The organism is Herbaspirillum sp. alder98 (genome assembly GCF_020179755.1).
Classification (GTDB): Bacteria; Pseudomonadota; Gammaproteobacteria; order Burkholderiales; family Burkholderiaceae_D; genus Herbaspirillum.
Genome location: NZ_JAIUCY010000001.1, coordinates 141,258 through 163,939, shown reverse-complemented (window position 1 = coordinate 163,939; position 22,682 = coordinate 141,258). Strand labels below are relative to the sequence as shown.

The 22,682-nt window shown below is 60.6% G+C and carries 18 protein-coding genes; all 18 read left to right on the top strand.

Annotation, left to right across the window (positions count from 1 at the left end; translation table 11 throughout):
• Positions 1-8: 8 nt before the first annotated feature.
• The 18 genes from LBW87_RS00770 (at position 9) to LBW87_RS00685 (ending at position 22,540) form a co-directional block, all read left to right on the top strand.
• The gene (locus LBW87_RS00770) at positions 9-1,940 is read left to right on the top strand and encodes an acyltransferase family protein (RefSeq protein ID WP_225199532.1); all 1,932 of its coding nucleotides are present in this window, start codon (positions 9-11) and stop codon (positions 1,938-1,940) included.
• Positions 1,941-1,989: 49 nt separating this feature from the next.
• The gene (locus tag LBW87_RS00765; protein ID WP_225199531.1) at positions 1,990-2,907 is read left to right on the top strand and encodes a DUF6492 family protein; all 918 of its coding nucleotides are present in this window, start codon (positions 1,990-1,992) and stop codon (positions 2,905-2,907) included.
• A complete protein-coding gene (locus tag LBW87_RS00760; protein ID WP_225199530.1) occupies positions 2,904-3,575 on the top strand; it encodes an acyltransferase in 672 nt (223 codons plus the stop codon). Before LBW87_RS00765 ends, LBW87_RS00760 begins: the two co-directional genes overlap by 4 nt.
• Before the next feature lie 2 nt (positions 3,576-3,577).
• On the top strand, positions 3,578-5,602 hold the full coding sequence (locus LBW87_RS00755) for an acyltransferase family protein (RefSeq protein WP_225200320.1): 2,025 nt from the start codon (positions 3,578-3,580) through the stop codon (positions 5,600-5,602).
• Positions 5,599-6,753 carry an acyltransferase family protein gene (locus LBW87_RS00750; protein ID WP_225199529.1) on the top strand — a complete coding sequence of 385 codons (1,155 nt, stop codon included), beginning with the start codon at positions 5,599-5,601 and terminating at the stop codon, positions 6,751-6,753. Before LBW87_RS00755 ends, LBW87_RS00750 begins: the two co-directional genes overlap by 4 nt.
• 55 nt (positions 6,754-6,808) lie before the next feature.
• On the top strand, positions 6,809-7,888 hold the full coding sequence (locus LBW87_RS00745; RefSeq protein ID WP_225199528.1) for an acyltransferase family protein: 1,080 nt from the start codon (positions 6,809-6,811) through the stop codon (positions 7,886-7,888).
• A 33-nt stretch (positions 7,889-7,921) separates the two neighbouring features.
• Positions 7,922-8,938 (top strand): family 16 glycosylhydrolase, encoded by a 1,017-nt coding sequence (locus LBW87_RS00740; protein WP_225199527.1) that lies wholly within the window; start codon positions 7,922-7,924, stop codon positions 8,936-8,938.
• Positions 8,939-8,952: 14 nt separating this feature from the next.
• On the top strand, positions 8,953-10,239 hold the full coding sequence (locus LBW87_RS00735) for an O-antigen ligase family protein (protein ID WP_225199526.1): 1,287 nt from the start codon (positions 8,953-8,955) through the stop codon (positions 10,237-10,239).
• Between the two features lie 16 nt (positions 10,240-10,255).
• Complete coding sequence (locus tag LBW87_RS00730) at positions 10,256-11,221, top strand: glycosyltransferase family 2 protein (protein ID WP_225199525.1); 966 nt, start codon at positions 10,256-10,258, stop codon at positions 11,219-11,221.
• The gene (locus tag LBW87_RS00725; RefSeq protein ID WP_225199524.1) at positions 11,218-12,180 is read left to right on the top strand and encodes a glycosyltransferase family 2 protein; all 963 of its coding nucleotides are present in this window, start codon (positions 11,218-11,220) and stop codon (positions 12,178-12,180) included. The genes LBW87_RS00730 and LBW87_RS00725 overlap by 4 nt, the downstream gene beginning before the upstream one ends.
• Positions 12,181-12,225: 45 nt before the next feature.
• Positions 12,226-13,509, top strand: coding sequence for a lipopolysaccharide biosynthesis protein (locus LBW87_RS00720; RefSeq protein WP_225199523.1), 1,284 nt, complete (start codon positions 12,226-12,228; stop codon positions 13,507-13,509).
• A 79-nt stretch (positions 13,510-13,588) separates the two neighbouring features.
• Positions 13,589-14,911, top strand: coding sequence for a UDP-glucose dehydrogenase family protein (locus LBW87_RS00715; RefSeq protein ID WP_225199522.1), 1,323 nt, complete (start codon positions 13,589-13,591; stop codon positions 14,909-14,911).
• 82 nt (positions 14,912-14,993) lie between these two features.
• Positions 14,994-16,115, top strand: coding sequence for a sugar phosphate nucleotidyltransferase (locus LBW87_RS00710; protein WP_225200319.1), 1,122 nt, complete (start codon positions 14,994-14,996; stop codon positions 16,113-16,115).
• A gap of 21 nt (positions 16,116-16,136) precedes the next feature.
• Positions 16,137-17,555 (top strand): mannose-1-phosphate guanylyltransferase/mannose-6-phosphate isomerase, encoded by a 1,419-nt coding sequence (locus LBW87_RS00705; protein WP_225199521.1) that lies wholly within the window; start codon positions 16,137-16,139, stop codon positions 17,553-17,555.
• Between the two features lie 564 nt (positions 17,556-18,119).
• Complete coding sequence (locus LBW87_RS00700; protein WP_225199520.1) at positions 18,120-19,145, top strand: glycosyltransferase family 2 protein; 1,026 nt, start codon at positions 18,120-18,122, stop codon at positions 19,143-19,145.
• The gene (locus tag LBW87_RS00695) at positions 19,142-20,962 is read left to right on the top strand and encodes a hypothetical protein (RefSeq protein ID WP_225199519.1); all 1,821 of its coding nucleotides are present in this window, start codon (positions 19,142-19,144) and stop codon (positions 20,960-20,962) included. The genes LBW87_RS00700 and LBW87_RS00695 overlap by 4 nt, the downstream gene beginning before the upstream one ends.
• A gap of 21 nt (positions 20,963-20,983) precedes the next feature.
• Positions 20,984-21,364: a GtrA family protein gene (locus LBW87_RS00690; RefSeq protein ID WP_225199518.1), complete on the top strand. Its 381-nt coding sequence runs from the start codon at positions 20,984-20,986 to the stop codon at positions 21,362-21,364.
• A 222-nt stretch (positions 21,365-21,586) separates the two neighbouring features.
• A complete protein-coding gene (locus LBW87_RS00685; RefSeq protein WP_225199517.1) occupies positions 21,587-22,540 on the top strand; it encodes an acyltransferase family protein in 954 nt (317 codons plus the stop codon).
• Positions 22,541-22,682 lie beyond the last annotated feature (142 nt).

The following is a 22,682-nucleotide window of genomic DNA, read 5'->3' as shown; positions in this document are numbered from 1 at the left end:
CACGGATCATGAAGACCTCCCATCAGGCCTACCGCCCCGACATCGACGGCTTGCGCGCCGTGGCGATCCTGCCCGTGGTGCTGTTCCACATCGGCTTTCCGGGTTTCTTCGGCGGCTTTGTGGGCGTGGACGTCTTCTTCGTCATCTCCGGCTACCTGATCACCGGCATCATCGTGCGCGAATTGCGCGAAGGCACCTTTTCGATCGCCGACTTCTATCGACGCCGGGTGCTGCGCATCTTCCCCGCCTTGTTCGTGATGTTGCTGGTGGTGTCGGTGCTGGCGGCGCTGGTCATGCTGCCGGCCGAGTTGCTGCGCTACGGCAAGTCGGTGGTGGCGACCACGCTGTTCTCGTCCAATATCCTGTTCTATTCGGAGAGCGGTTACTTCGCGCCCGATTCGCACACCAAGGCCTTGCTGCATACCTGGTCGCTGGCGGTCGAAGAACAGTTCTACCTGTTCTGGCCGCTGATCCTGATGGCCTTGTCGACCAGTCGGCAAACGGCTATCCGCTGGGGCGCGGTGATCATCACCGTGGTCTCGTTCGTGCTGTCGGTGTGGCTGCTCAAGCATGACGCCACGGCGACCTTCTACCTGATTCCGACCCGCGCCTGGGAGCTGCTGGCCGGCGCCCTGGTCGCGATCTTCCCGAGCCTGCCGGCCAACCGCCGCTGGCTGCGTGAACTGCTGGCCGGCGGCGGCCTGCTGATGATCCTGGTGGCCATCAAGTTCTATAACGACACGGTGCCTTTCCCGGGGACGGCCGCGTTGTTGCCCTGCGTGGGCGCGGCCGCCATCATCCTGGCGGGCAGCGGTGGCAATTCGCTGGTGGGGCGCCTGCTGTCATGGCAGCCGGCCGTCTTCATCGGCAAGATTTCGTTTTCGCTCTACCTGTGGCACTGGCCGGTCATCGTGTTTACCCAAATCGGCCTGCTGCGCGAGCAGACCTGGACCGTGAAGGTGATCGAGCTGCTTGCTTCGTTCGTGCTGGGCTATCTGTCGTGGCGCTACGTCGAACGGCCCTTCCGGCATGTCAACCCGACGGTGCCCAATCGCCGGGTGCTGGGCCGCGCCGGCGTCGCCATCGCGCTGGGACTGGTGGTCGGCCTGCTGTATGTGGTGCCGCAAGGCTGGCCGCAGCGCTTCAACGAGCAGCAACTGGCGGCGGCCAAGTACGAGACTTATGACGGTGACCACGAATATCGCGGTGGTACCTGCTTCGTGGTCGGCGACAACCAGAAATTCGATGCCGCGCAGTGCCTGCAACGCAAGCAGGGCAGTCCTAATCTGCTGGTCATCGGCGACAGTCATGCCGCCCATCTGTGGCCCGGCCTGCAGGCCGACGCCGGCGCCGAAGGTATCAACGTGCTGCAGGCTACGCACACCGGTTGCCGTCCGGCGATCAACGACCTGGCGCATCCCAAGGGCGCCTGCCAGAAGTTCGTCAGCCAGATCGTGACCGAATGGCTACCCGATCATCCGGTCGACGTCGTGGTGCTGGCGGGGCGCTGGACCCGCGCCGATCTGCCCGGCTTGCCGAAGGTGATCGCCGCGGCCCGGCAGCACGCCAAGCGCGTGGTGGTGGCCGGCCCGATCCAGCAGTACGTGTCGGCATTGCCGCGTTTCCTGGTGCGTGCGTCCAGCAACCAGCAACAGGCCGCAGCCCAGGGGCTGGCGTCGGGACCATTCGCATTGGATCCGCAACTGCGTGATACCGCCACCGCCGCTGGCGCCCAGTATTTTTCGCTGATCGGTGCGTTGTGCGCTGATCGCAGCTGCAAGGTGACGGTCGACAACGGCGTGCCGTTGCAATTCGACTATGGCCATCTGACGGTCGAAGGATCGCGTTATGTCGTCGGGCTCATGATGCCGCTGCTCGACGGCCGCAAGCCGGTCGACACCGTCGCCAGTGTGCCTGTCACAAGCGCGCCGCGCCCATAAGGGCGATGCACTTTCATCGAAGAACAAGTTGACCAAAGAACCGCACCTTATGGATCACTCTCCCATCGCCATCGTTACGCCCTCGTACCGTAACGACTTCGAGTACGTCAAGGACCTCAGTCGCAGCCTGGACGAGCATTGCTCCGTGCCGTTCAAGCACATCCTGATCGTGCCCGAGTCGGACCGCAGCATGTTCTCGGTGCTGCAATCGGCGAATCGCATCGTCATGACCAAGGAGGCGGTGCTCAAGCGCCACGGCTTCTTCAAGCTGCCGCTGCCGAAGCGCCTGGTGATCCCGGGCCTGATTGACCGTCGCTTCAAGGAACAGTGGTACAAGCTGGGCGTAGGTCGCCTCAGCGGCTGGGTGATCCAGCAGTTGATCAAGCTGGCCGCCACCGAATATACCGACGCCGAGGTGATGGTCTTCGTCGACAGCGATGTGCTGCTGTTTCGCGAACTGGCGACCAAGGACCTGTATATCGATGGCGCCCTGAAGCTGACGCAAAAGCCGATTCACTCCGGCATGACCTCGCACATCGAATGGCACAAGAATGCCCTCAAGCTGGTGGGCGCCAAGGACTTCAAGGGTGACCTGTTCAACTACATCGGGCAATTGATCTGCTGGCGTCGCGACGTGCTGCAGCAGCTGCAGCAGCGCATCACCGAAGTGACCGGTGAAGACTGGATCGTGGCGCTGGCCAAGAAGCGCGACATCTCCGAATACATCCTTTACGGCGTGTTTGTCGAAGCCGTGCTGTCGGCTGAACAACATCGCCAGGTGCTGGATCCGGCCGGCCTGACCTGCTCGTACTGGACGCCGGATGCCAACTTCAGCGCCCAGGCCATGGCCGCCACCGTCAAGCCGCAACACGTGGCGCTGCACATCCAGTCGACCATCGACATGAGCCTGGCCAAGCGCAAGCAGACCCTGGACGAAGTGATCCGCCTGCAGGGAGTGGCATCGTGAAGGTCAAGCACACCAAGATCAGGCGCATCCTGGCGCTGGCCATTTCCCACCTGCCGCTGGGCGGCCTGCGCCGGCTCGGTTATCAGATGCTGCTGGGCTACCGTTTCGGTCCGGGCACGCGCATCGGCTGGCAGGTGCAGATTGCCGTCGACAGTTTCGAGACCGGCGCCAACGTGCTGATTCGTCGCGGCACCACCTTCATCGGTCCGATCACGGTCAAGCTGGGCGACAAGGTATTCGTGGGGCGTTACAACAAGATCGAATGCGGCGATGGCGCCGCCCATGAGAACGTGCGCCACATGAACTATGCGCGACGCTTCATCGTCGGCCGCGACTGCCTGATCAACGAATCCCACCTGTTCGACGTGCTGGGCGAGATCCGCATCGGCGACGGCACCTGGGTGGCCGGTTTCGCCTCGCAGTTCCTGACCCACGGCGCCGGCACGATGAATCGCGACATCATCATCGGCGACCAATCCTTCCTCGGCTCGGCGGTGCGTTTTTCGCCCGGCAGCGGCATCGGCAACCAGGTGATCGTGGCCATGGGCGCGGTCGTCACCAAGCGCATCGCCGACGAGCGCGTGATCATCGGCGGCGTGCCGGCACGGGTGATCAAGCAGCGTCCGGAGGACGACAAGCACTCGTTCAACAAGACCTGGGAGGCGTGACGATGTCAGTTGACGGCACCATCGTGCGCACACCTTCTTCGTCGATGGGCTATCGTCCCGATATCGACGGCTTGCGCGCGCTCGCCGTGTTATCGGTGGTGCTGTACCACGCCGGCGTGGGGGTGCTCAAGGGCGGCTTTGTCGGGGTCGACATCTTCTTCGTCATTTCCGGCTACCTGATCTCCAACATCATTTTCCATGAGCTGGAAGCCGGCAAGTTCTCCATCGGGCGCTTCTATGAGCGCCGCATCCGCCGTATCCAGCCAGCCTTGCTGGTGATGGTGCTGTTTACCATCGTGATGTGCGGCGTGATCTACGTGCCGATCGACTTCAAGCTGCTGGCGCAGAGCGTGGGCGCGACGGTGGTGTTTTCGTCCAACATCTATTTTTATCTCAAGAGCGGCTACTTTGATCCTTCGGCCGAGAGCAAGCCGTTGCTGCACACCTGGTCGCTGGCGGTCGAAGAGCAGTATTACCTGTTCTTCCCGATCCTGGTGCTGCTGCTGTGGCGTCATGCCCGACGCCATCTGGTGAGCGTGCTCATGGCGCTGGCGGTGGTGTCGTTCGTATTCTCGATCTGGCAGGCGAGGGCCGCCTCGAATGCAGCGTTCTATCTGCCGTTCGACCGTATCTGGGAGCTGCTGATTGGCGCCTTGCTGGCCACCGGCGTGGTTCCGCCGCTGCGCACCTCCGGTTTGCGCACGCTGGTCGGCTTCATTGGCCTGGGCGCAATGATGGCCGCGATCCTGTTGTTTTCGCCGCACGACGTCTTCCCGGGCGAGCGGGCCTTGCTGCCTTGCCTGGGCGCGGCCTTGCTGATCTATGCCGGGCAGGGCGCCGCCGCTGGCGCCAATGGCTGGCTGTCGACGCGTCCGATGGTATGGACCGGGAAGATATCGTATTCACTTTATCTGTGGCATTGGCCGATCATCGTCGCTGCGCAATACCTGCTGTTTCGCAAGCTGCAGGGGTGGGAGATCGTGCTCTACATGGTGGTGGTCTACTTCCTGGCTTGGGCCAGCTGGAAGTGGGTCGAGCAACCCTGGCGTGACGCTAAGACCTTGGGTTTCTCGCGTCGCCAGATCTTCGGTTTGACCGGGGTCGTCACGGCCGCCGGCGTCGGCTTCGCATTGGTGGTGCACCTGATGGGCGGCGTCCCCGGGCGATTCTCGCCCGAGGCGCAGGCCTATGCCGCGACCGCGCTCGACACCAATCCGGCGCGTAACGCGTGCGACAGCCCTTCACGCAAACGGCTCGATGGCGACGACGTATGCAGTCTCGGCGCGCCGGATGCGCCGCTCAGCTTCGCCCTGATCGGCGACAGTTTCGGCGATGCGGTCGCGCCGGGCGTCGACCAGGCGGCCAAGGATGCGGGGCGACGCGGGCTGGTATTGACCCACAGCGGCTGCTTCCCGTTGGCCGGCGTGCAGCAGACCGACAACATTTCCTGCAATGGGGTCATGAACGCCACGCTGGGGTTGATGGAGCGTCATCCCGAGATCAAGGATGTGATCATCGTGGCGCGCTGGACTTCGGCTTTCCTGGGCACCCGCTTCGGCCAGTTCGAGCAGAGCGGCTGGTTCCTCAAGGATGACGAAACCCGGCAACTCGGCTACGACGAAAACCGCAGCGTCTTCGAGCGCGGCATGGTGCGCACGCTGCATGCGCTGGATGGACGCAACATTACGATCTTTGCCTACATCCCCGAACAGCGCTACGACGTGCCGCGCGCCATGGCCATGCACAGCGCCTTTGGACGTCCGCAGCAGGTAGACCTGCTGCGATCGGACCATGAAAAGCGCCAGCTGGAGATGCGCGGCGCCTTCAAGAAATTGACCCAGGCGTCGCCCACGCCGTTCCGCGTGATCGATGTCGGCGCGTCATTGTGCGACGTGCAATCGTGCGGCGTGATCCGTGACGGCGTAGTGCTGTATGCCGATGACAATCACCTGTCGCGTTCGGGCGGGATTGCACTCAAGTCGCTGTGGGGCAAGGCGTTTGAGCCGGCGGCGGGAGGGGCGCGATGATGCCGTTGCAACACGCCGAGCTCAAGCCGGGTATCGCGCAACCGGAGTCCACCACCGCGCCTGCACCGAAGAAAACGGCCTTGCGTATCCATGAACTGGATGGCTTGCGCGGCCTGCTGGCCTTGATGGTGGTCTGTTATCACCTGTATGGCTCGCTTCAGAGCGTGCGTGACCTGCTGCATGACAAGCTGGTTATCCTGACCCAGGCCTGGTATGCGGTAGACGTGTTCTTCCTGATGAGCGGGTTCGTGATGATGCACGTCTACGGACGCACATTTTCAGAAGGCGCTGGCGTCAAGAGTTTCTTCAAGTTCATGTGGGCGCGCGTGGCGCGGCTCTATCCGGTGCATGTCTTCGCCATGACGGCGATGCTGTTGATCATGTTGCCAGTGCTGTATCGGGAGCCGGAGCTCTATGCCTGGCAAGGTCGCTACAGTCTGGGCGCTTATTTCGGCTCGCTGCTGATGTTGCATGGCCCGTGGATGGATTACCGATCCTGGAACTACCCGGCATGGTCGATCAGCGCCGAATGGCATGCCTACCTGTTGTTTCCGTTGATGGTGCCCCTGGTTGCTCGCATCGGCCGGGTGGGCGCGGTTCTTGCGGTGATCGCATGCACCCTGATTCCGCTGGCGCTGTACCTGCAGAATCTGCAGCCCGACCAGTATCCGACCAATGGCGTGCTGGTGTTGTTGCGCGTGTTTCCCCTGTTTCTGGCCGGCACCCTGATGTACCGGATCGGGGCCGCCAACTGGTTTTCCTCGGGTTTTGCAGCAGCGCTGCTGGTACTGGCGACGGTAGTGGCCTTGAGTCACGAACAGTGGGCGCCCTGGGCAGTGCTGCTGGCGCCGGCAATGGTGCTGTCGGCCTTGTCGCAGAACTGGTTCCAGTCCGTATTGCGCCGACCACTGTTATTGTTTTTCGGAAAAATTTCTTACAGCATGTACATGACGCACGCCCTGGTTGAAACGATGATCGTGTTGATATGCCGCGTGGCGCGGCGTTACTTTCAGCTGGATATCGCGGCGGACATCAACCTGGCGTTTCCATTGTGGGCCAGTGGCATCGTGCTGGCCGTGGTGGTCGGGTATTTCGTCTGGCGCTGGGTAGAGGAGCCGGCCCGAAAATGGGTCATGGGATTGAAAACTTGAACTGCGATACTCGGGCCAGCAACGACATGACAGATATTCAATGCAGATCGGCAACATGAAGACCACACTACCGAATTTACAGATATTGCGTTTTTTGGCTGCCGCGATGGTGTTGCTCAGCCACGTCCAGCATGAAGCCGAAAAGATGACATTCGGTGGGGCGCACTACGTGCCATGGAATGCCATTTACCTGGCCGGCGGCGTGGATATCTTCTTTGTCATCAGTGGTTTCATCATGTACGCCATTTCGAGCTCGGCTTTCGGTCGCGATGGTGCTGCAGGTAATTTTCTGGTGCGCCGGTTGATCCGGATTGCACCGCCGTACTGGTTGTTTACCCTGGCGATGTTACTGGCGACGGTCATCTTCGCAGGTCATATCACCCATTCGAAACTCTCGATGGCCAATGTCATCGCTTCATTCTTCTTCATTCCATACAACAATGCCTACGGTGGTGCGTATCCGGTGTTGATGCTGGGCTGGACGCTGAACTACGAGTTCTTTTTCTATATGGTCTTCAGCCTGGCGCTGTGCTTTCGGCGCACTATAGGCCTGGGCCTGGTATTCGGCCTGATCGGTGCCTTCGCACTGGTCGGCATGTTCGATGTCGTCAGGCAGCAGCCGTTCATGTTCTGGACCAATCCCATCATCCTGGAGTTTCTGATGGGCATCGGTTTGGCGATGGCGCGTGAGCGTGGCATGCGGCTCTCGCCATCGGTCGCGGTATTTGCCATCGTCGCCGGCTTCGGGCTGATGTTCGTGCTCAAGGCGGCCGGTATTGCCACCTCATACTGGACGATACGGTTTCTCTGGATGGGAATCCCGGCGTTGCTGATCTGTGCCGGTGCCGTGCTGGTCGAGCAGAAGCCAGAGACCACTGGTTTCAAGAAGGCATTGGTATTTTTGGGCGACTCTTCTTATGCGCTTTATCTGTCGCACCCGTTTTCACTCAACCTGGTCTCGGTAGTGTGGGGCCGCGCAGGCTGGCAGCAGCCATATGCCTACGTTGCACTGAGCTGTGTCGTTTCGCTTGCCGTCGGCGCTCTGGTGCATGTGCTGATCGAAAAACCGGTGACGAATTACCTGAATGACAAGTTGAGGGCGCGGCAAAATCCGCGAACGTTGGTAACGCACTGACGTGAATCCGAATCAATTCTTAATGAGTGTTTTATGAAATCTGGATCTAGCCAACGCGCTGTGAAAATCTCCTTGCTGTGTGGGCAATTGCTGGCGCTCGCTGCCTGGTCAATCGGATCGGCCACGGCCCAGGAGCAAGTTCAATTGCCGTTGCCTGCGGGGCCGGCGGCCGCCGAATGTGCACCGGTTACTGGCGAAGCCTCAGGGACCGTCACGCTCAAGCGTACGTTCTTCGATGACTTCGACAAGATTGATTTCAGTTCCAATAAATGGACGCCGCACTACGATGGCGGGTATGACCAGGTATCCCGCCGCTGGCTGGGTTACGACTGGGTGGTCAAGCGTACCGCGCCGGGCATTCGCGAGCAGCAGATCTACGTCGATCCCAACTATCGGGGCACGGCTGGCAAGTCGCTGAAATTGAATCCGTTCAAGATCGACAACGGCATCATGAGCATCACAGCTGAACGTGTGCCGGAAGAGCTCGAAAATTTCCTCGGTGGTTTTCAGTACATGTCTGGCTTGCTGACGACACGTCGGTCGTTCACTCAGATGTATGGCTACTTCGAGACGCGGGCGAGAGTGCCGGCGGGGCCCAATCTGGTGCCGGCATTCTGGCTGCTGGCTGATGACCGCACCTGGCCGCAGGAGCTTGACGTCATGGAAGCGCCAAGTCATGTGCGTGACACCATCATGAGCACCTTGCACTGGGAAGAACCGGTCGGCCAGAAGAACAAGACCGCCTGCCGCACCCCACTGAAGGGATACGACCAGGACTTCCATCTCTATGGCGCCTTGTGGACCCCCGAACGCATCATCTATTACATTGATCGAAAACCAGTAGGGCAGGTCGCCACCCCCGCTAAGTTCTCCAAGCCGATGTACATGCTGGTCAACCTGGCGGTAGGTGGTACATGGGTCGGCAACGCGACACCGGCGACACCCATGCCGGTGAAGTTCGACATCGACAATATCTCGGCTTTCACCATGGGTGAGCCCGAGGCGTGTGTAACTGCTTCCAATGGGGTCAAGACATGTCAAGGCAAATGAGAATGCCGGGGGTGATGAACGCGCCCGCGACGACGCCCAAAGCAAGCAAAGAGGTCGCCTGGAAGCCTTTCTGGGTAGCGTTGCTGGTGATGTCCGTGATTCTGTTTTCGGGCGCCTGGCTGTTCCAGCCGAGCACGTTCGGTGGCGTCGACACCTTGCAGACCGATAAGATTGGTGGCGTGCCGTACCAATATCTGCTGTGGTCGATGATCATCCTTGGGCTGTGCCTGCACGTGAGTCGCGCCGGCTTCGATTTCCTGGCGCGAGTGCTGATGCCGTGGATACCGTTTTTCCTCGCTGGTTTGGCGGCATCGATCTTTGGCATTACGCCATTCACCGCGCTTCGTTCGCTGGTGCTGTGGACCTTGTGCATGATCTCTGCGGCCGTCATCGTGGCCGAATTGCCGGTGGCGATCTCCCGCAAGGCGCTGTTTCGCACCGTAGCGACCATCATGCTGCTATCGGTCCTGATATCGGTGGCAGTGCCGGCGATCGGGCAACATGCCAATGGCGGCATCTGGCGCGGCGTGTTCTCCAATAAGAATGCGCTGGGATGGATTGCAACGCTGTGCATGCTGGTGTGCGCAGGGATGTGTACCCGCGAGCGTTGGAAGTTTCCGGTCTTCGTCGTCGCCTTGTCCATTCTTTGCATCCTGATGTCGGGCTCAAAAGGATCGCTGGTGGCAGCCCTGGTCACCTTGGGATACCTCGGCCTGGTGAGTTTCCTGCGCTCGCGGGTGACGGTGGCGCTGGGTGTAACGACCTTGCTGCTGAGCCTGTTGTCGATACTGATCTTCGGTTTCTTTGTATTGCCCGAAGTGCTTGCCCTGCTTGGCAAGGACCCGACCTTTACCGGTCGTACCTTCGTCTGGTCGATGTATCTCAATTCGATGATGAATACGCCGTTCCTGGGCGAGGGGCCGGGATCTTATACGTTCCTGTCCGAACTGACGTTGCCACTGGCGTTGCGCCTGAGCGATCTCGGTGCCATCGTTACACCCCATAACGCCTTTCTGGGGGCATTCGGGGATGCCGGTATTTTTGGCCTGCTCACCTTCTCCGGCGTATTGATCTACCTTGCGATGGTTGCGCCATTCCTGCGCGCTGATCGCGCCACTCTCGTGTGTGCAGGCGTCGCTTTCTTCAACATGGCGCACGGCATGGTCGAGACGCACGAAGTCTATGCCACCGGTTTTGCCTGGTTCCTGATGGTGTTCCTGCGGGGCATGGCGCTGAGACAGGAGCAGGAAGAGAATTCGGCCAATGCTGCGGCCAAGGATGTTGTGCACACAGTGGCTTGATGGTCGAAAGGTTTTCATGAACGTATTTTCAAACGACAACGGCAGGGACATTTCGGCGCTGCGCCTGGTGGTCGGCATCCCCACCTACAAGCGCCCCGAACTGCTGCGCGCGCTGCTGCAGTCGCTGTTGCCCGAACTGCAGGGGCGCGAGGTATTCGTGCTGGTGGCCGACAACGACTGCGGCGCAGATGCGCCGCGCGTGGTCGAGGAATTCGCCGCCAGTTGGCCCGCGGCCAAGTGCATCCCCGTCGCCGAACGTGGCGTGGCGCAGGTGCGCAATGCACTGGTGGCCCACGCCGGCGTCGTCAGTCCCGATTGGGACTGGCTCTTGATGATGGACGACGACGGACTGGTGACGCCAGGCTGGATCGCCAACCTGCTGGGCGCCGGCCTGCGCTACGACGGTCACCTGGTGGGTGGTCCGGTGCAAGGCGTGCTGCCGGCCGACGCCAATATCCTGGCCCGTAACAGCATCTTTGCGGCGCGCACGCGCTGGACCACGGGCCCGGTGAAAACCCTCAACACCACCCAGAACCTGGCCATCGCCCGTGCCACCACGCAGTTGATCGGCACGCCCCTGTTTCGTAACGAATACGGCGCCTCCGGCGGCGAAGACTATGACCTGTTTCGCCGCGTGGCGCAGGCACAGGGTCGCATCGTCTGGTGCGACGAAGCCATCGTGGTCGAACCGGCGCCGGTAGACCGGCTGACGGTATCGAGCTTGCTGAGCCGCTACGCCACCACCGGCGCTTACATGGTGCGCATCGACGGTTTTTACGATGGCTGGAGAACTACTGCGTGGCGCGCGTTCAAAGGACTGGCAGCATCGGTGCTGCGCACCTGCCGCGCGGCCATCATGTTGAGGCGCGACGAGTGCGCGCGCTCGACGCTGGCCATCGCGCATTACCTGGGCCGCGTGGCAGGCTTGGCCGGCGCCAAGACCACGCGATACGTTTCTACTAATGGAAAGGATGCATCATGACGAGCGCACAAGACAGGCAACCAGACTCTTCGCTCGCGATCGGCCTGTGCACCTACAAGCGTCGCCCCTCGCTGGAGCGGCTGCTCGAGCACATTGCCATCGCCGTGGCGACCCTGGGCCAACCGGCCACCGTCATCGTGGTGGACAACGATGGCAGCGATCCCGAAGTCAAGAAGTCGGTCGACAGCTTCGCGGCGCGCACCGGCATCGCAGCCAACTACATCATCGAAAGCACGCCCGGCATCTCGGCGGCGCGCAATGCCATCTTCGACGAGGCCACGCGCCTGGGCGTACGCTTCATGGCCATGATCGACGACGACGAATGGCCGGCGCCCGGCTGGCTGGTCGAGTTGCTCAAGACCCAGTCGACCGAGCGCGCAGCGGTGGTGGGCGGCCCGGTGCGTCCGGTGTTTCCGGACAATGCCGCGCATCTGCAGAAGTACGCGCGCTACTGGTCGGTGCAGCGCCAGTTCCTCGATGGCAAGCCGTTCGTGTTCTGCTCGTGCAATTTCCTGATCGACATGCAGGCCATTGCCAACGAACCGCGTCCCTTGTTCGATGAAAAATTCGGTCTCTCCGGCGGCGGCGATACGGTGTTCTTCCGCAAGTTGTTCTATCGCGGCCATCCGATGGCGTGGTCCGAAGGCGCCTGGATTCATGAAGAAGTGCCGCAATCGCGTGCCGGCTTCAAGTGGATGCGCCAGCGTCGCTATCGCGTCGGCAACCACGCCGTGCGCTGGGAAAGCATCGGCGGCAAGTCGCTGCGCTCGTTTGCCAAGACGCTTGGCATTACTGCACGGCTGCCGCTGTACCCCTTGTTCCGACGCGAACCGGAATCGGTCATGGTCGGCTGGCTGCTCGAATACGACAAGATCCGCGGACGCTGGGCATCGCACTTCGGCGATGTCTTTGTCGAATACGCGCGTCCTGAAGAACCGGGGCAGAAGCAATGCCGTTGATGCAGTCGATCCTGTTGTCCAACCGTCTGTCGCCGGTGGTGCGCCATGGCTAAGGCCGACGGTTTGCTGGCCAGGCTGGAGGCCAAGTTCCGGCTCTGGACCATCGTCTCGACCATGGTGCCGACCATGGGCGCACTGGGCCTGCAACTGGTGACCTTCGCGGTCACCGCGCGCGGACTGGGCGTGGAACAGTTCGGCCGTTACACCGCCTTGCTGGCGATCGTGGCGGTCGGGGTCGAGCTGATCGGCATGGGCGGCGCCGACTTGCTGGTGCGTGCCGTGTCGCGTGACAAGAGCAGGTTTGCCACCTACTACGGCAATATGCTGGTGACCATTGCCATCACCTTGCCCATTGCAGTGTTGGTCGGCACGCTGGTGGCCACCGGCGTCATGCGGGTCGAAGTCGATCTGCCCTTCATCGTGGTAGCGCTGTTTGCCGAGATCGGCCTGGCGCGGGTGTCGGCCTCGACCGAACTGGTGATGGTGGCGCATGGTCATACGGCGCGCGCCGGCTGGGTGCGAGTAGCAACCGTGGTGGCGCGCCTGGCGGTGGCGCTGGCGTTCTTCGTGGTGCTCAAGCGCAGTGCGCTGGACGACTGGATCCTGTTCCTGACGGTGCAGTCGGTGCTGATGATGTTGTTCTATGGCTGGCTGGGCGCGCGCATGTATGGTGCGCCGCGCATGGTCTGGCTGGGTTCGGAGATGAAGAGCGGCTTTTTGTTCTGCGTCAATCAGGGCGCGCGCTCGATGCAGAGCAACCTCGACCGCATGGTGCTGTCGCGGTTTGCCGATGCCTATTCGCTGGGCGTGTATGGGGCAGCGTCGCGCATCCTGCAGCTAGGTTTGTTTCCGATGCAGGTGATGACGCGCATCTTCTACCCCAAGTTCTTCCAGCATGGCGCCAACGGCATGGCGGCCAGCCGGCGTTATGCGTTGCGGGTGGCGCCGGCCCTGTTCGGTACCGGCATCCTGTCGGCCGCGGCGGTGGCAGGCGCTGCGCTGTTTGCGCCGCATGTGCTGGGGCATGACTTTGCCGGCAGTGTCGATGTCACCATCGGGTTGTCGCTGGCCCTGCCATTCATTGCCTTGCAGTATCCGGCTGCCGATGCCTTGACCGGCGCCGGGCGCCAAGGCTTGCGCGCGGCCATCTTCAGCCTGTCGGCAGTGGGCTTCGGCTTCGTGCTGGTGGCCGGTATCTGGTTCAAGGGCGTGCCGGGGCTGATCGGCGCGTTCGTATTCGCACATTTTTTGCTTGCAGCGATCCTGTGGGGCGCGGCCTTCCTTTGCAAGGATGCGCCGGCCAGTCAGACGGTGCAGGTCACACAATAAGACGGAGACATGCAAGAACCGCGTCAGCCGGATGGCGACGGCGGTTTTCCGTGAAGGTTTATTTGATTAGGGAAACAAAATGAAGATAACTGTCATTGGTACTGGCTACGTTGGCCTGGTCACGGGCACTTGCCTGGCGGAAATGGGTAACGACGTTCTCTGCCTCGATCTGGACGAGAACAAGATCCGCATCCTGCGCGAGGGCGGCATCCCGATCCACGAACCGGGCCTGCAGGACATGGTGCAGCGTAACGTCGCCTCCGGCCGTCTGAAGTTCAGCACCGATATCGCCGAATCGGTGGCTTTCGGTGAATTGCAGTTCATCGCCGTGGGCACGCCGCCCGACGAAGATGGCTCGGCCGACCTGAAGTACGTCGTGTCGGCGGCGCGCAATGTCGGCAAATACATGACCGACTACAAGATCGTCATCGACAAGTCGACCGTGCCGGTCGGCACCGGGGACAAGGTGCGTGCGGCGATCCTCGAAGAGCTGGCGGCGCGCAAGCTGGAAACGCCCTTCGATGTGGTGTCGAACCCTGAATTCCTGAAAGAAGGCGCCGCCGTCGAAGACTTCATGCGGCCTGACCGCATCGTCATCGGCGCCGACAGCGAACGTGCCATCACCGCCATGCGCGAGCTCTATGCGCCGTTCATCCGCAACCACGATCGCGTGATCGTCATGGACGTGCGTTCGGCCGAACTGACCAAGTACGCCGCCAATGCCATGCTGGCCACCCGTATCTCGTTCATGAACGAGCTGGCCAACCTGGCCGACGACCTGGGCGCCGACATCGAGCAGATTCGCGTGGGTATCGGTTCCGACCCCCGCATCGGTTTTCACTTCCTGTATCCGGGTTGCGGCTACGGCGGTTCGTGCTTCCCCAAGGACGTGCAGGCGCTGATTCGCACCGCTGACGAAGGCGGCCGCCGGCTCAAGGTGCTGCACGCGGTGGAAGAGGCCAACGAGGCGCAGAAGCACGTGTTGCTCGACAAGATCCGCAGCCATTTCGGCAGCGACCTGCGCGGCATGACCTTTGCGCTGTGGGGCCTGGCATTCAAGCCCAACACCGACGACATGCGCGAAGCGTCGAGCCGGGTGGTCATCGAAGGACTGTGGGACATGGGCGCCCGGGTGCGCGCCTACGACCCGGTGGCGATGGACGAGACCCGCCGCATCTACGGCAATGATGACCGCCTGTCGTACGCCACTTCGCCGCAGGACGCCCTGACCGGCGCCGAGGCGCTGGTGATCGTGACCGAATGGAAAGAATTCCGTGTGCCCAACTTCGACGCCATCAAGAGCAGCCTGAAGAATCCGGTGATCTTCGACGGTCGCAATCTCTATACGCCGTCGCAGATGCGCAAGCGCGGCATCGAGTATTTCGCGATCGGCCGCCGCTGATGATGCAGGACGCCGCATCGTCATCGGCGATGCGGTCCGTGCCAATCAATTAGAAAACAGACAGAGAGAACACATGAAAGCGATGATCCTGGCCGCCGGGAAAGGCACCCGAGTCCGTCCATTGACCTATGAACTGCCCAAGCCGATGATCCCGATCCTGGGCAAGCCGGTGCTGGAATACCTGGTCGAGCATCTGGTCAAGTTCGGCATCCATGACATCATGATCAATGTCAGTTACCTGCACCAGAAGATCGAAAACTACTTTGGCGACGGCCAGCGCTTCGGCGCGCGCATCGGTTATTCCTTTGAAGGCTACGTGGACGATGCCGGCGAAGTGCATCCGCATCCGATCGGCTCGGCCGGCGGCATGAAGAAGATCCAGGAGTTCGGCGGCTTCTTCGACGAGACCACGCTGGTCATCTGCGGCGATGCATTGATCGACCTCGACATTCGCTCGGCACTGTTCGAACATCGCCGCAAGGGCGCACTGGTCAGCGTCATCACCAAAGAGGTCGCGCTGGACCAGGTGTCGAGCTATGGCGTGGTGGTGGCCGATCCTGAAACCGGGCAGGTCTTGTCGTTCCAGGAAAAACCATCCCCTGAAGAGGCCAAGTCGACCCTGGCCAGTACCGGTATCTACATCATGGAACCCGAAGTGCTGGATATGATCCCCAGCAACACCGTGTTCGATATCGGTTCCGAGCTGTTCCCGCTGCTGGTCGAGAAGAAAGTGCCGTTCTATGCCCAGAAGCGTTTCTTCAACTGGATCGACATCGGCAACGTGATCGATTTCTGGTCGGTGCTGCAGAGTGTGCTCAGCGGCAAGGTGGCGCAGATGTATGTGCCGGGCACGCAGATCGAAGAGGGGCTGTGGGTCGGTCTCAATACCCGCATCGAATGGGAAGGAACCACCATCGAGGGCCCGGTCTATATCGGTGCCGGGACCCACGTCGAGGCGGGTAGCAAGATTGTCGGGCCGACCTGGATCGGGCATGGCAGTCATATTTGCTCGGGTTCGGAAGTGATTCGCAGCGTGCTGTTCGAGTACACTCGCACCGCGCCCGGCACCAAGGTCGAGGAATCCGTCGTCTGCGGCGACTACAGCGTCACCCGCGATGGCCAGATGAAGCACATTTCGGAATACACCGACAATCACTGGAACGATGCGCGCGATCGGCGCAAGACGGCGCGCCAGGGCGCCTAAACCATGCATAGCGAGGAAGTCATGAAAATCTATCCCGTCATTCTCTCCGGCGGGTCCGGCACCCGCCTGTGGCCGCTGTCGCGCGCCGCTTTGCCCAAGCAACTGATTTCGGTGGTGGGTGACCGCACCATGCTGCAGGACACCGTGTCCCGCGTCAGCCGTTGGCCAGAGATCATGCCGCCGTTGTTCGTCTGCGGTAACGACCACCGTTTCATGGTGGCCGAGCAGATGCGCGAGATCGGTATCAAGCCGCTGGGCATCATGCTGGAACCGGTCGGCAAGAACACCGCCCCGGCGGTTGCCGCTGCCGCCCACCTGCTGGCCCGGCACGACCCCGAAGCCGTCATGCTGGTGCTGCCGGCTGACCACGTGATCAACGATGTTGCCGCTTTCCAGGATGCCGTTTCGCGTGCCGCCAAGGCGGTGGCGGGTGGCGCCCTTGCCACCTTCGGCATCCTGCCTTCGTCGCCGGAAACCGGGTACGGTTATATTCGCCGCGGTAGCGCCGTGCCGGGCGTGGTCGATGGCTATGTGGTCGACAAGTTCGTTGAGAAGCCGGACCTGGCCACGGCCAATGCCTTTCTCGCCGAAGGCAATTATTCGTGGAACAGCGGCATGTTCCTGTTCAAGGCCTCTGACTACCTGCAGGAACTGCAGATTCATCGTCCCGATATCGCCGCGCCGGTCGAACAAGCCGTCGGCAAGGGCTACGAAGACCTTGATTTCTGCCGCCTCGACCAGGCCAGCTTCGAAGCCACGCCGTCCGAGTCGATCGACTATGCGGTGATGGAGAAGACCAAGAAGGCAGTCGTGGTGTTGGCCGACATCGGCTGGAGTGATGTCGGTTCGTGGAGCGCGCTGTGGGCGGTGCAGGAAAGCGACGTCAACGGCAACGTCACCCGTGGCGACGTGCTGCTGCAGGACGTCAGCAACACCCTGGTGCGCGCCGAGGGGCGCATGGTGGCGGCGCTGGGCGTTGAAGACCTGATCATCGTCGAAACCGACGATGCGGTGCTGGTGGCCCATAAGGACAGCGTGCAGGACGTCAAGAAGATCGTCGACACGCTGAAGTCGTCGGGCCGCACCGAGCACGTGCATCACAAGCGGGTGTACCGTCCATGGGGCAGTTATGAAAGCGTGGCCGAGGGCGAGCGCTTCCAGGTCAAGCGCATCATCGTCAAGCCGGGCGAGAAGTTGTCATTGCAGATGCACCATCACCGCGCCGAACACTGGGTGGTGGTGAGCGGCACGGCGCTGGTGACGCGCGGCGAAGAGGTCAAGCTGCTCAGCGAGAACGAATCCATCTACCTGCCCATCGGGATCACGCACCGTCTGGAAAACCCGGGCAAGTTGCCATTGCACCTTATCGAAGTGCAATCGGGAAGTTATCTTGGGGAAGATGACATCGTGCGGTTTGAGGATATTTATAAGCGGGTTTGACACGCAGAAAATCGATTTTCAAACAAGATTTTTGTTATGAAATCGGGAAGCCGTATTGAGAATGCTCAATACGGCTTTTTTGCGTCATTATGGCGCTATGTCGCGCCGTGAAAAAAGAGAGCCGCTGTGCTTGTCGTGGGTTGCTTAAGTCGGTTGCTGCATTGCTTGTGATGCTCAAGGCTCAGCGTTAAAACCCTTTTTATCGTCAGAAAACCTTGGTATGGTGCGGCACAGCAATATTTGATGAAAATAGACGCGGATCAGGTCCTGAAAGTCGTTAAAAGATGTTCGTTATTCAGGCGAAATTTGCTATCGTTCTATCCTAATAATTCTAAGAGTTCTCCAGGGTTTTTGGCGGTCAAGAAGTCGCTATCGATCGGCATCAGCTTGAGTAGTTGGTTGCACCGCAGCACTATGCGCTCTTGCTGTTTGCCGCAAAGTTCATTCGTGTCGCACCGGTTTCCCTTTCTCGATTGCGTCGTCTCGTGGCGCCCAATCAAGCTACGTGGAATAGGGAGAACCGTTCGACTAACGTCAGTCTCGATTTCAACGTCTCTCACCATCATGAATAACTATAACGACGCCACCATCATTGCCGAACTGCCTTTGCCCACGGCACAGGTAGAGCACCCCCTGATATCGCTGGTCGTCCCGTTCTATAACGAGGAAGAGACCATCGAGGTTTTCTTCGCGACGGTGATTCCGGCGCTTGAGGCGATTCCCGGGACGGATTTCGAGATCGTATGCGTGGACGATGGAAGCCGCGACGCCACGCTGGAGATGCTGGCTGCCAAGGCATTGGTCGACGGACGCATCGTTGTGGTGGAGCTGACCCGCAACTTCGGCAAGGAAGCCGCGCTGACCGCCGCCATCGAAAGTGCGCGCGGCGACGTCGTTATTCCCTTCGATGCCGACTTGCAGGATCCGCCCAATGTGATCCCCAAGTTGCTCGAGAAATGGCGCGAGGGTTACGAAGTGGTGCTGGCGCGGCGCGTCAATCGCGACTCCGATACCTCGTTGAAGAAGATGACGGCCTTGTGGTTCTATCGCGCCCATAACAAGATCGCCGACATCAAGATTCCTGAGAACGTTGGCGATTTTCGCTTGATGAGCCGCTCGGTCGTCGACGCACTGAAGTCGCTTCCCGAATCGCGACGGTTCATGAAGGGCCTGTTTGCCTGGGTCGGCTTCAAGACGACCACGGTCGACTACGTGCGCGAGCAGCGGGTGGCGGGCGAAACCAAGTTTTCCGGCTGGAAGCTATGGAATTTTGCATTGGAAGGCTTCACCAGCTTCAGCACCTTGCCGTTGCGCGTCTGGAGTTACATGGGCGGCTTGATCGCCGCGCTGGCTATCTTGCGCGGCATCTGGTTGACAGTGCGTACCCTGATCTTTGGCGTGGACGTACCCGGCTATGCCTCTCTGGCAACCGCTGTGCTGCTGCTGGGCGGGATTCAGCTGATCGGCATCGGCGTGCTGGGTGAATACATCGGCCGTATCTATTTCGAGACCAAGAACCGGCCGGTCTACCTGATCAGAAAGAAGATCCAGGCATCGCGCGTGAAGACAGTCAGCCAGGTTGTATCGTGAGTAGCGTATCAGGCGGCAATCGCCGCGGCATAGCCGCATTGCTGTTCGTGCTGGCGGTCACCTTGCTGGTGTTTTACCAGCCGCTGATTCACGGCAGCATCCGCGGTCACGATTCACGCACGCATATATCCTGGTTGTTGTCGGTGATGGATGCGGTACGCGCCGGCAGTTTCTACCCGCGCTGGCTTCCCGATCAGTTCGCCGGGCTGGGCGCGCCGGTGCTGTATTACTACCCGCCATTCACGTCGCTTTTCTTTGCGCTGGTCGATCAGCTTTCGCGGCATCAACTGCCGGTGGGCAGCGTTATCGTCAGCGCGACCTTTTTGCTTAGTCTGGCTTCTGTCGGCACTTTCTATCTATGGGCGCGGGGCTTTTCGCGTGGCGCCATTGCGCTGGCCGCAGCAGTGTTCTATGGCATCGCGCCGTATCATTTTCAAATCGACTATATGGCGCGCGGAGCGATGGGCGAGTTTGCGGCCTTCGTCTGGATCCCGCTCATCTTTGCCGGACTCCAACGCTGGTTCCGTGCTGCGAACTGGAAGTCGCTGGCGCTGGTCATTGTCGGTTGTGCGGGCCTGTTTCTCACGCATTTGCTGAGCGGCATGCTGGTCGCCATGGCGGCCGTGCCGTATGTCCTGCTACGTGCATTTGTACGCCAGGAAGGCGCCGCGCCTGTGCCCCTGGCAGTGGTGCTGCGTGCGAAGTTGCTGCCGTTGCTCATCGCCGCAGTGTTGAGCGTCGGCCTGGCTGCGTGCTACGTGGTGCCGGCCATCACCTTGCTGCCTTTCCTGAATCAGGCGGCCCTGATGTTTTCGGGCATTGATCAGACCGCCCTGCATCACGCGTTCGATCCCGACAAGCCTAAGTCATTTGCCATGATCGCCGGCGTGGCAAGCTTCTATACGCTGGCGGCGGTGACCCTGATGTGGTTGAGCTGGCGTCGTCGTCGTACGCTCGCCGATGGTGCTGCGCGCGAAGCGCTGGGCGATATAGTCTGGTGGTCTGCGGTGGTGGTGTTCTTCTTCATTTTCATGATGGGGGCACTCAATCTGCTGGTGACGCCGCCGTCGCCCTTGGGCAAGATCCAGTTCTTGTGGCGTGCGCTGGTGGTGCAGGAGTTTGCCCTCTGTACCTTGTTCGTTCTGGCGGGCAAGGTGCTGGTCGAGCAGGGCCGCAATGTGGTGCTGGCCAAGTATGTCAAGGTAGCGGCGCTGCTGCTGGTGGTCGGGTTCGCCGCAGGGAGTTCGTTCCTGAGCAAGAAGCTTTATGCCGACCCGCGCACCGAGGAGCCTGCCGGCACCGAGCATGTCCGCCTGCGCATGAGTCCGCCTGAATACTTCCCGCCCGGCGCCAAGGCCCCGGTGCCGGCCGAAGAAGTGAGTCGCTATCCGGCCGTGGTGGCGGGCACTGCTGAGATCGTGTCGTTCAAGGCCGAAAGATATCCATCGCGGTTTGAATTGAATGTGCGGGCCACTGGCCCGGCCACGATCGCCTTGCCCGCTTATGGTTTCCCCGGATGGAGCATCACCGACGATAGCCAGCATGCGTATGCGCTCACCACTGCAACCGACTACAAGCTGCTGGCTGTCGAGGTCGGTCCAGGCGCGCACGTGATCAGCGTCAAGCGTAGCGCGGTGCCGCAAGAACGTATCGGCAACTGGGTGTCGCTCATATCGTTGTTGCTGACGGCCATCTTCCTGCTGGTTGTTCGCATGCGCGCTACTCGCAATGGCGCGCTGGACCAGGGCAGTGTGGCGTCGCCGGTGGCGCCGGAAACCATTAGTGGGGGCACCGCCGTGGGCGGCGGCGCTCTTTAAGCCAATCGATCAAGGAATCCCGTGTTCATTGTCTATGCCATGGTCGGTGCTGTCGGTACGCTGGTCCAGTATGCGTTTCTGTTAGCCAGCGTGTCCTGGTTGCATGTGCTCGAACCGGTCGCGGCGACGGTCATCGGCGCCTTCCTTGGCGCTATCGTCAATTATTGCCTGAATGCCCGGTTCACTTTCAGAGACTCGGCCGGAACGCATCGGGTGCGTGTCGTCAAGTTTGCCGTCACGGCCATCTTCGGCATGTTGATGAATGGCTTGATCATGCATGTGTTCAGCCAGGTTCTCGGTCTGAACTACATGCTGGTCCAGCTGTTTGCCACGGCCGTGGTGTTAGTTCTGACTTATTCCATCAATCGGGTATGGACCTTCGGGGTGGCAGCGCATCGTTGAACTGTGACGGATGGGGTGGTGTCTATCGACTAACGCCCAGTGGCTATCGTTGACCTGCGTCAACGTTGTGGCTGATACCTGGCACTGTCGAATACTAGGGCCTGTTCACATTAAATCTGCGAGTGCGAGAGGCCGGCAAGTGTTGTCTGAACAGGCCCTAACTGTCGACACCGTCATCCTGCGCTGCAGTTTCTTTCGCCGCGCACATCCTTCTCTTATTCGATGATCAACAATATCCAGGTCCTGAGGGCGATTGCGGCGCTCAACATTGTTTTCTATCACGCCTTTGGTATCGGCGCGTCCTATGGCTATGCCACGGACGTGCTTGAGCCGGTGATGAAATGGGCGGCCAACGGGGTCGACATCTTCTTCGTCATTTCCGGCTTCGTGATGTTCTACGTCCAGCACAGCCACCCGCGTAGCCCATGGGAGTTCTTAAAGAATCGGGTCAAGCGCATCGTGCCTCTGTACTGGAGCATCACGCTCGCTTGCGTGTTGCTGGTGCTGCTGGTGCCCTCGGCCTTCAGGCAGTCCGAATTCGATCTGCAGCACGCGGTGCTCTCGCTGCTGTTCGTTTCCCGCTTCGCCGGATTTGAGTATCCGGTCCTGGTGCCGGGCTGGACGCTCGAACTCGAGATGTTGTTCTATGTCTTGCTGGCAGTGGTCATCGCAATTAATCCAAGACATGTAATTTTGAGCGTGACGGCGCTGCTGGCTGCAGGCATCGTGTTTGCCGGCATACCGCCGCTGGTGCTGGAGTTTCCACTTGGGATGCTGGCCGGCTGGTGCTATGTCAATCGCGTGGGCGCGGCTAACGGAAAGTTATTGTTTATCGTCGGCAGCGCTCTGCTGGTGGCGTCGATCCTGTTGCAAGCGGACCCCGATGTATGGCGCCTCCTGTTCTGGGGTGTTCCTTCTTTCCTGATGGTGCTCGGTGCCTGCTTTATCCCGCAAGTGAAGAAGGGGCTGTGGGTGACGTTGGGCTCGGCTTCCTATGGCATCTACCTGATCCATACGCTGACGCTGCCAGTGTTCTATAAATTCGTGCGCTGGATCGGCATTTCGGGCAGTGGTGCGGTCGATGAGGTCAATCTCGTCCTGTGCGTGTTGTTCAGCGCGCTGATGGGGGTGTGTACCTATCGTTTCTACGAGCGTCCGCTGGCAAAGCTGTTTTAATCCTTCATGCAGGGTGAAACACCATTGGCCGGGTAAGAGGCCGGTCTCCGCAGGAGGCAGTTCTTTAAGGCGAGATCGACGGCGGGGATACGCGTATCCCGGTGTCATGCTAAGGTCCATTTTTTGATTTGTTAGCGATCTC

Coding starts and splice junctions, on each gene's coding strand:
- LBW87_RS00770 (WP_225199532.1), top strand. CDS start 9: ATGAAGACCTCCCATCAGGCCTACCGCCCCGACATCGACGGCTTGCGC.
- LBW87_RS00765 (WP_225199531.1), top strand. CDS start 1,990: ATGGATCACTCTCCCATCGCCATCGTTACGCCCTCGTACCGTAACGAC.
- LBW87_RS00755 (WP_225200320.1), top strand. CDS start 3,578: ATGTCAGTTGACGGCACCATCGTGCGCACACCTTCTTCGTCGATGGGC.
- LBW87_RS00750 (WP_225199529.1), top strand. CDS start 5,599: ATGATGCCGTTGCAACACGCCGAGCTCAAGCCGGGTATCGCGCAACCG.
- LBW87_RS00745 (WP_225199528.1), top strand. CDS start 6,809: ATGAAGACCACACTACCGAATTTACAGATATTGCGTTTTTTGGCTGCC.
- LBW87_RS00740 (WP_225199527.1), top strand. CDS start 7,922: ATGAAATCTGGATCTAGCCAACGCGCTGTGAAAATCTCCTTGCTGTGT.
- LBW87_RS00735 (WP_225199526.1), top strand. CDS start 8,953: ATGAACGCGCCCGCGACGACGCCCAAAGCAAGCAAAGAGGTCGCCTGG.
- LBW87_RS00730 (WP_225199525.1), top strand. CDS start 10,256: ATGAACGTATTTTCAAACGACAACGGCAGGGACATTTCGGCGCTGCGC.
- LBW87_RS00725 (WP_225199524.1), top strand. CDS start 11,218: ATGACGAGCGCACAAGACAGGCAACCAGACTCTTCGCTCGCGATCGGC.
- LBW87_RS00720 (WP_225199523.1), top strand. CDS start 12,226: ATGGCTAAGGCCGACGGTTTGCTGGCCAGGCTGGAGGCCAAGTTCCGG.
- LBW87_RS00715 (WP_225199522.1), top strand. CDS start 13,589: ATGAAGATAACTGTCATTGGTACTGGCTACGTTGGCCTGGTCACGGGC.
- LBW87_RS00710 (WP_225200319.1), top strand. CDS start 14,994: ATGATCCTGGCCGCCGGGAAAGGCACCCGAGTCCGTCCATTGACCTAT.
- LBW87_RS00705 (WP_225199521.1), top strand. CDS start 16,137: ATGAAAATCTATCCCGTCATTCTCTCCGGCGGGTCCGGCACCCGCCTG.
- LBW87_RS00700 (WP_225199520.1), top strand. CDS start 18,120: ATGAATAACTATAACGACGCCACCATCATTGCCGAACTGCCTTTGCCC.
- LBW87_RS00685 (WP_225199517.1), top strand. CDS start 21,587: ATGATCAACAATATCCAGGTCCTGAGGGCGATTGCGGCGCTCAACATT.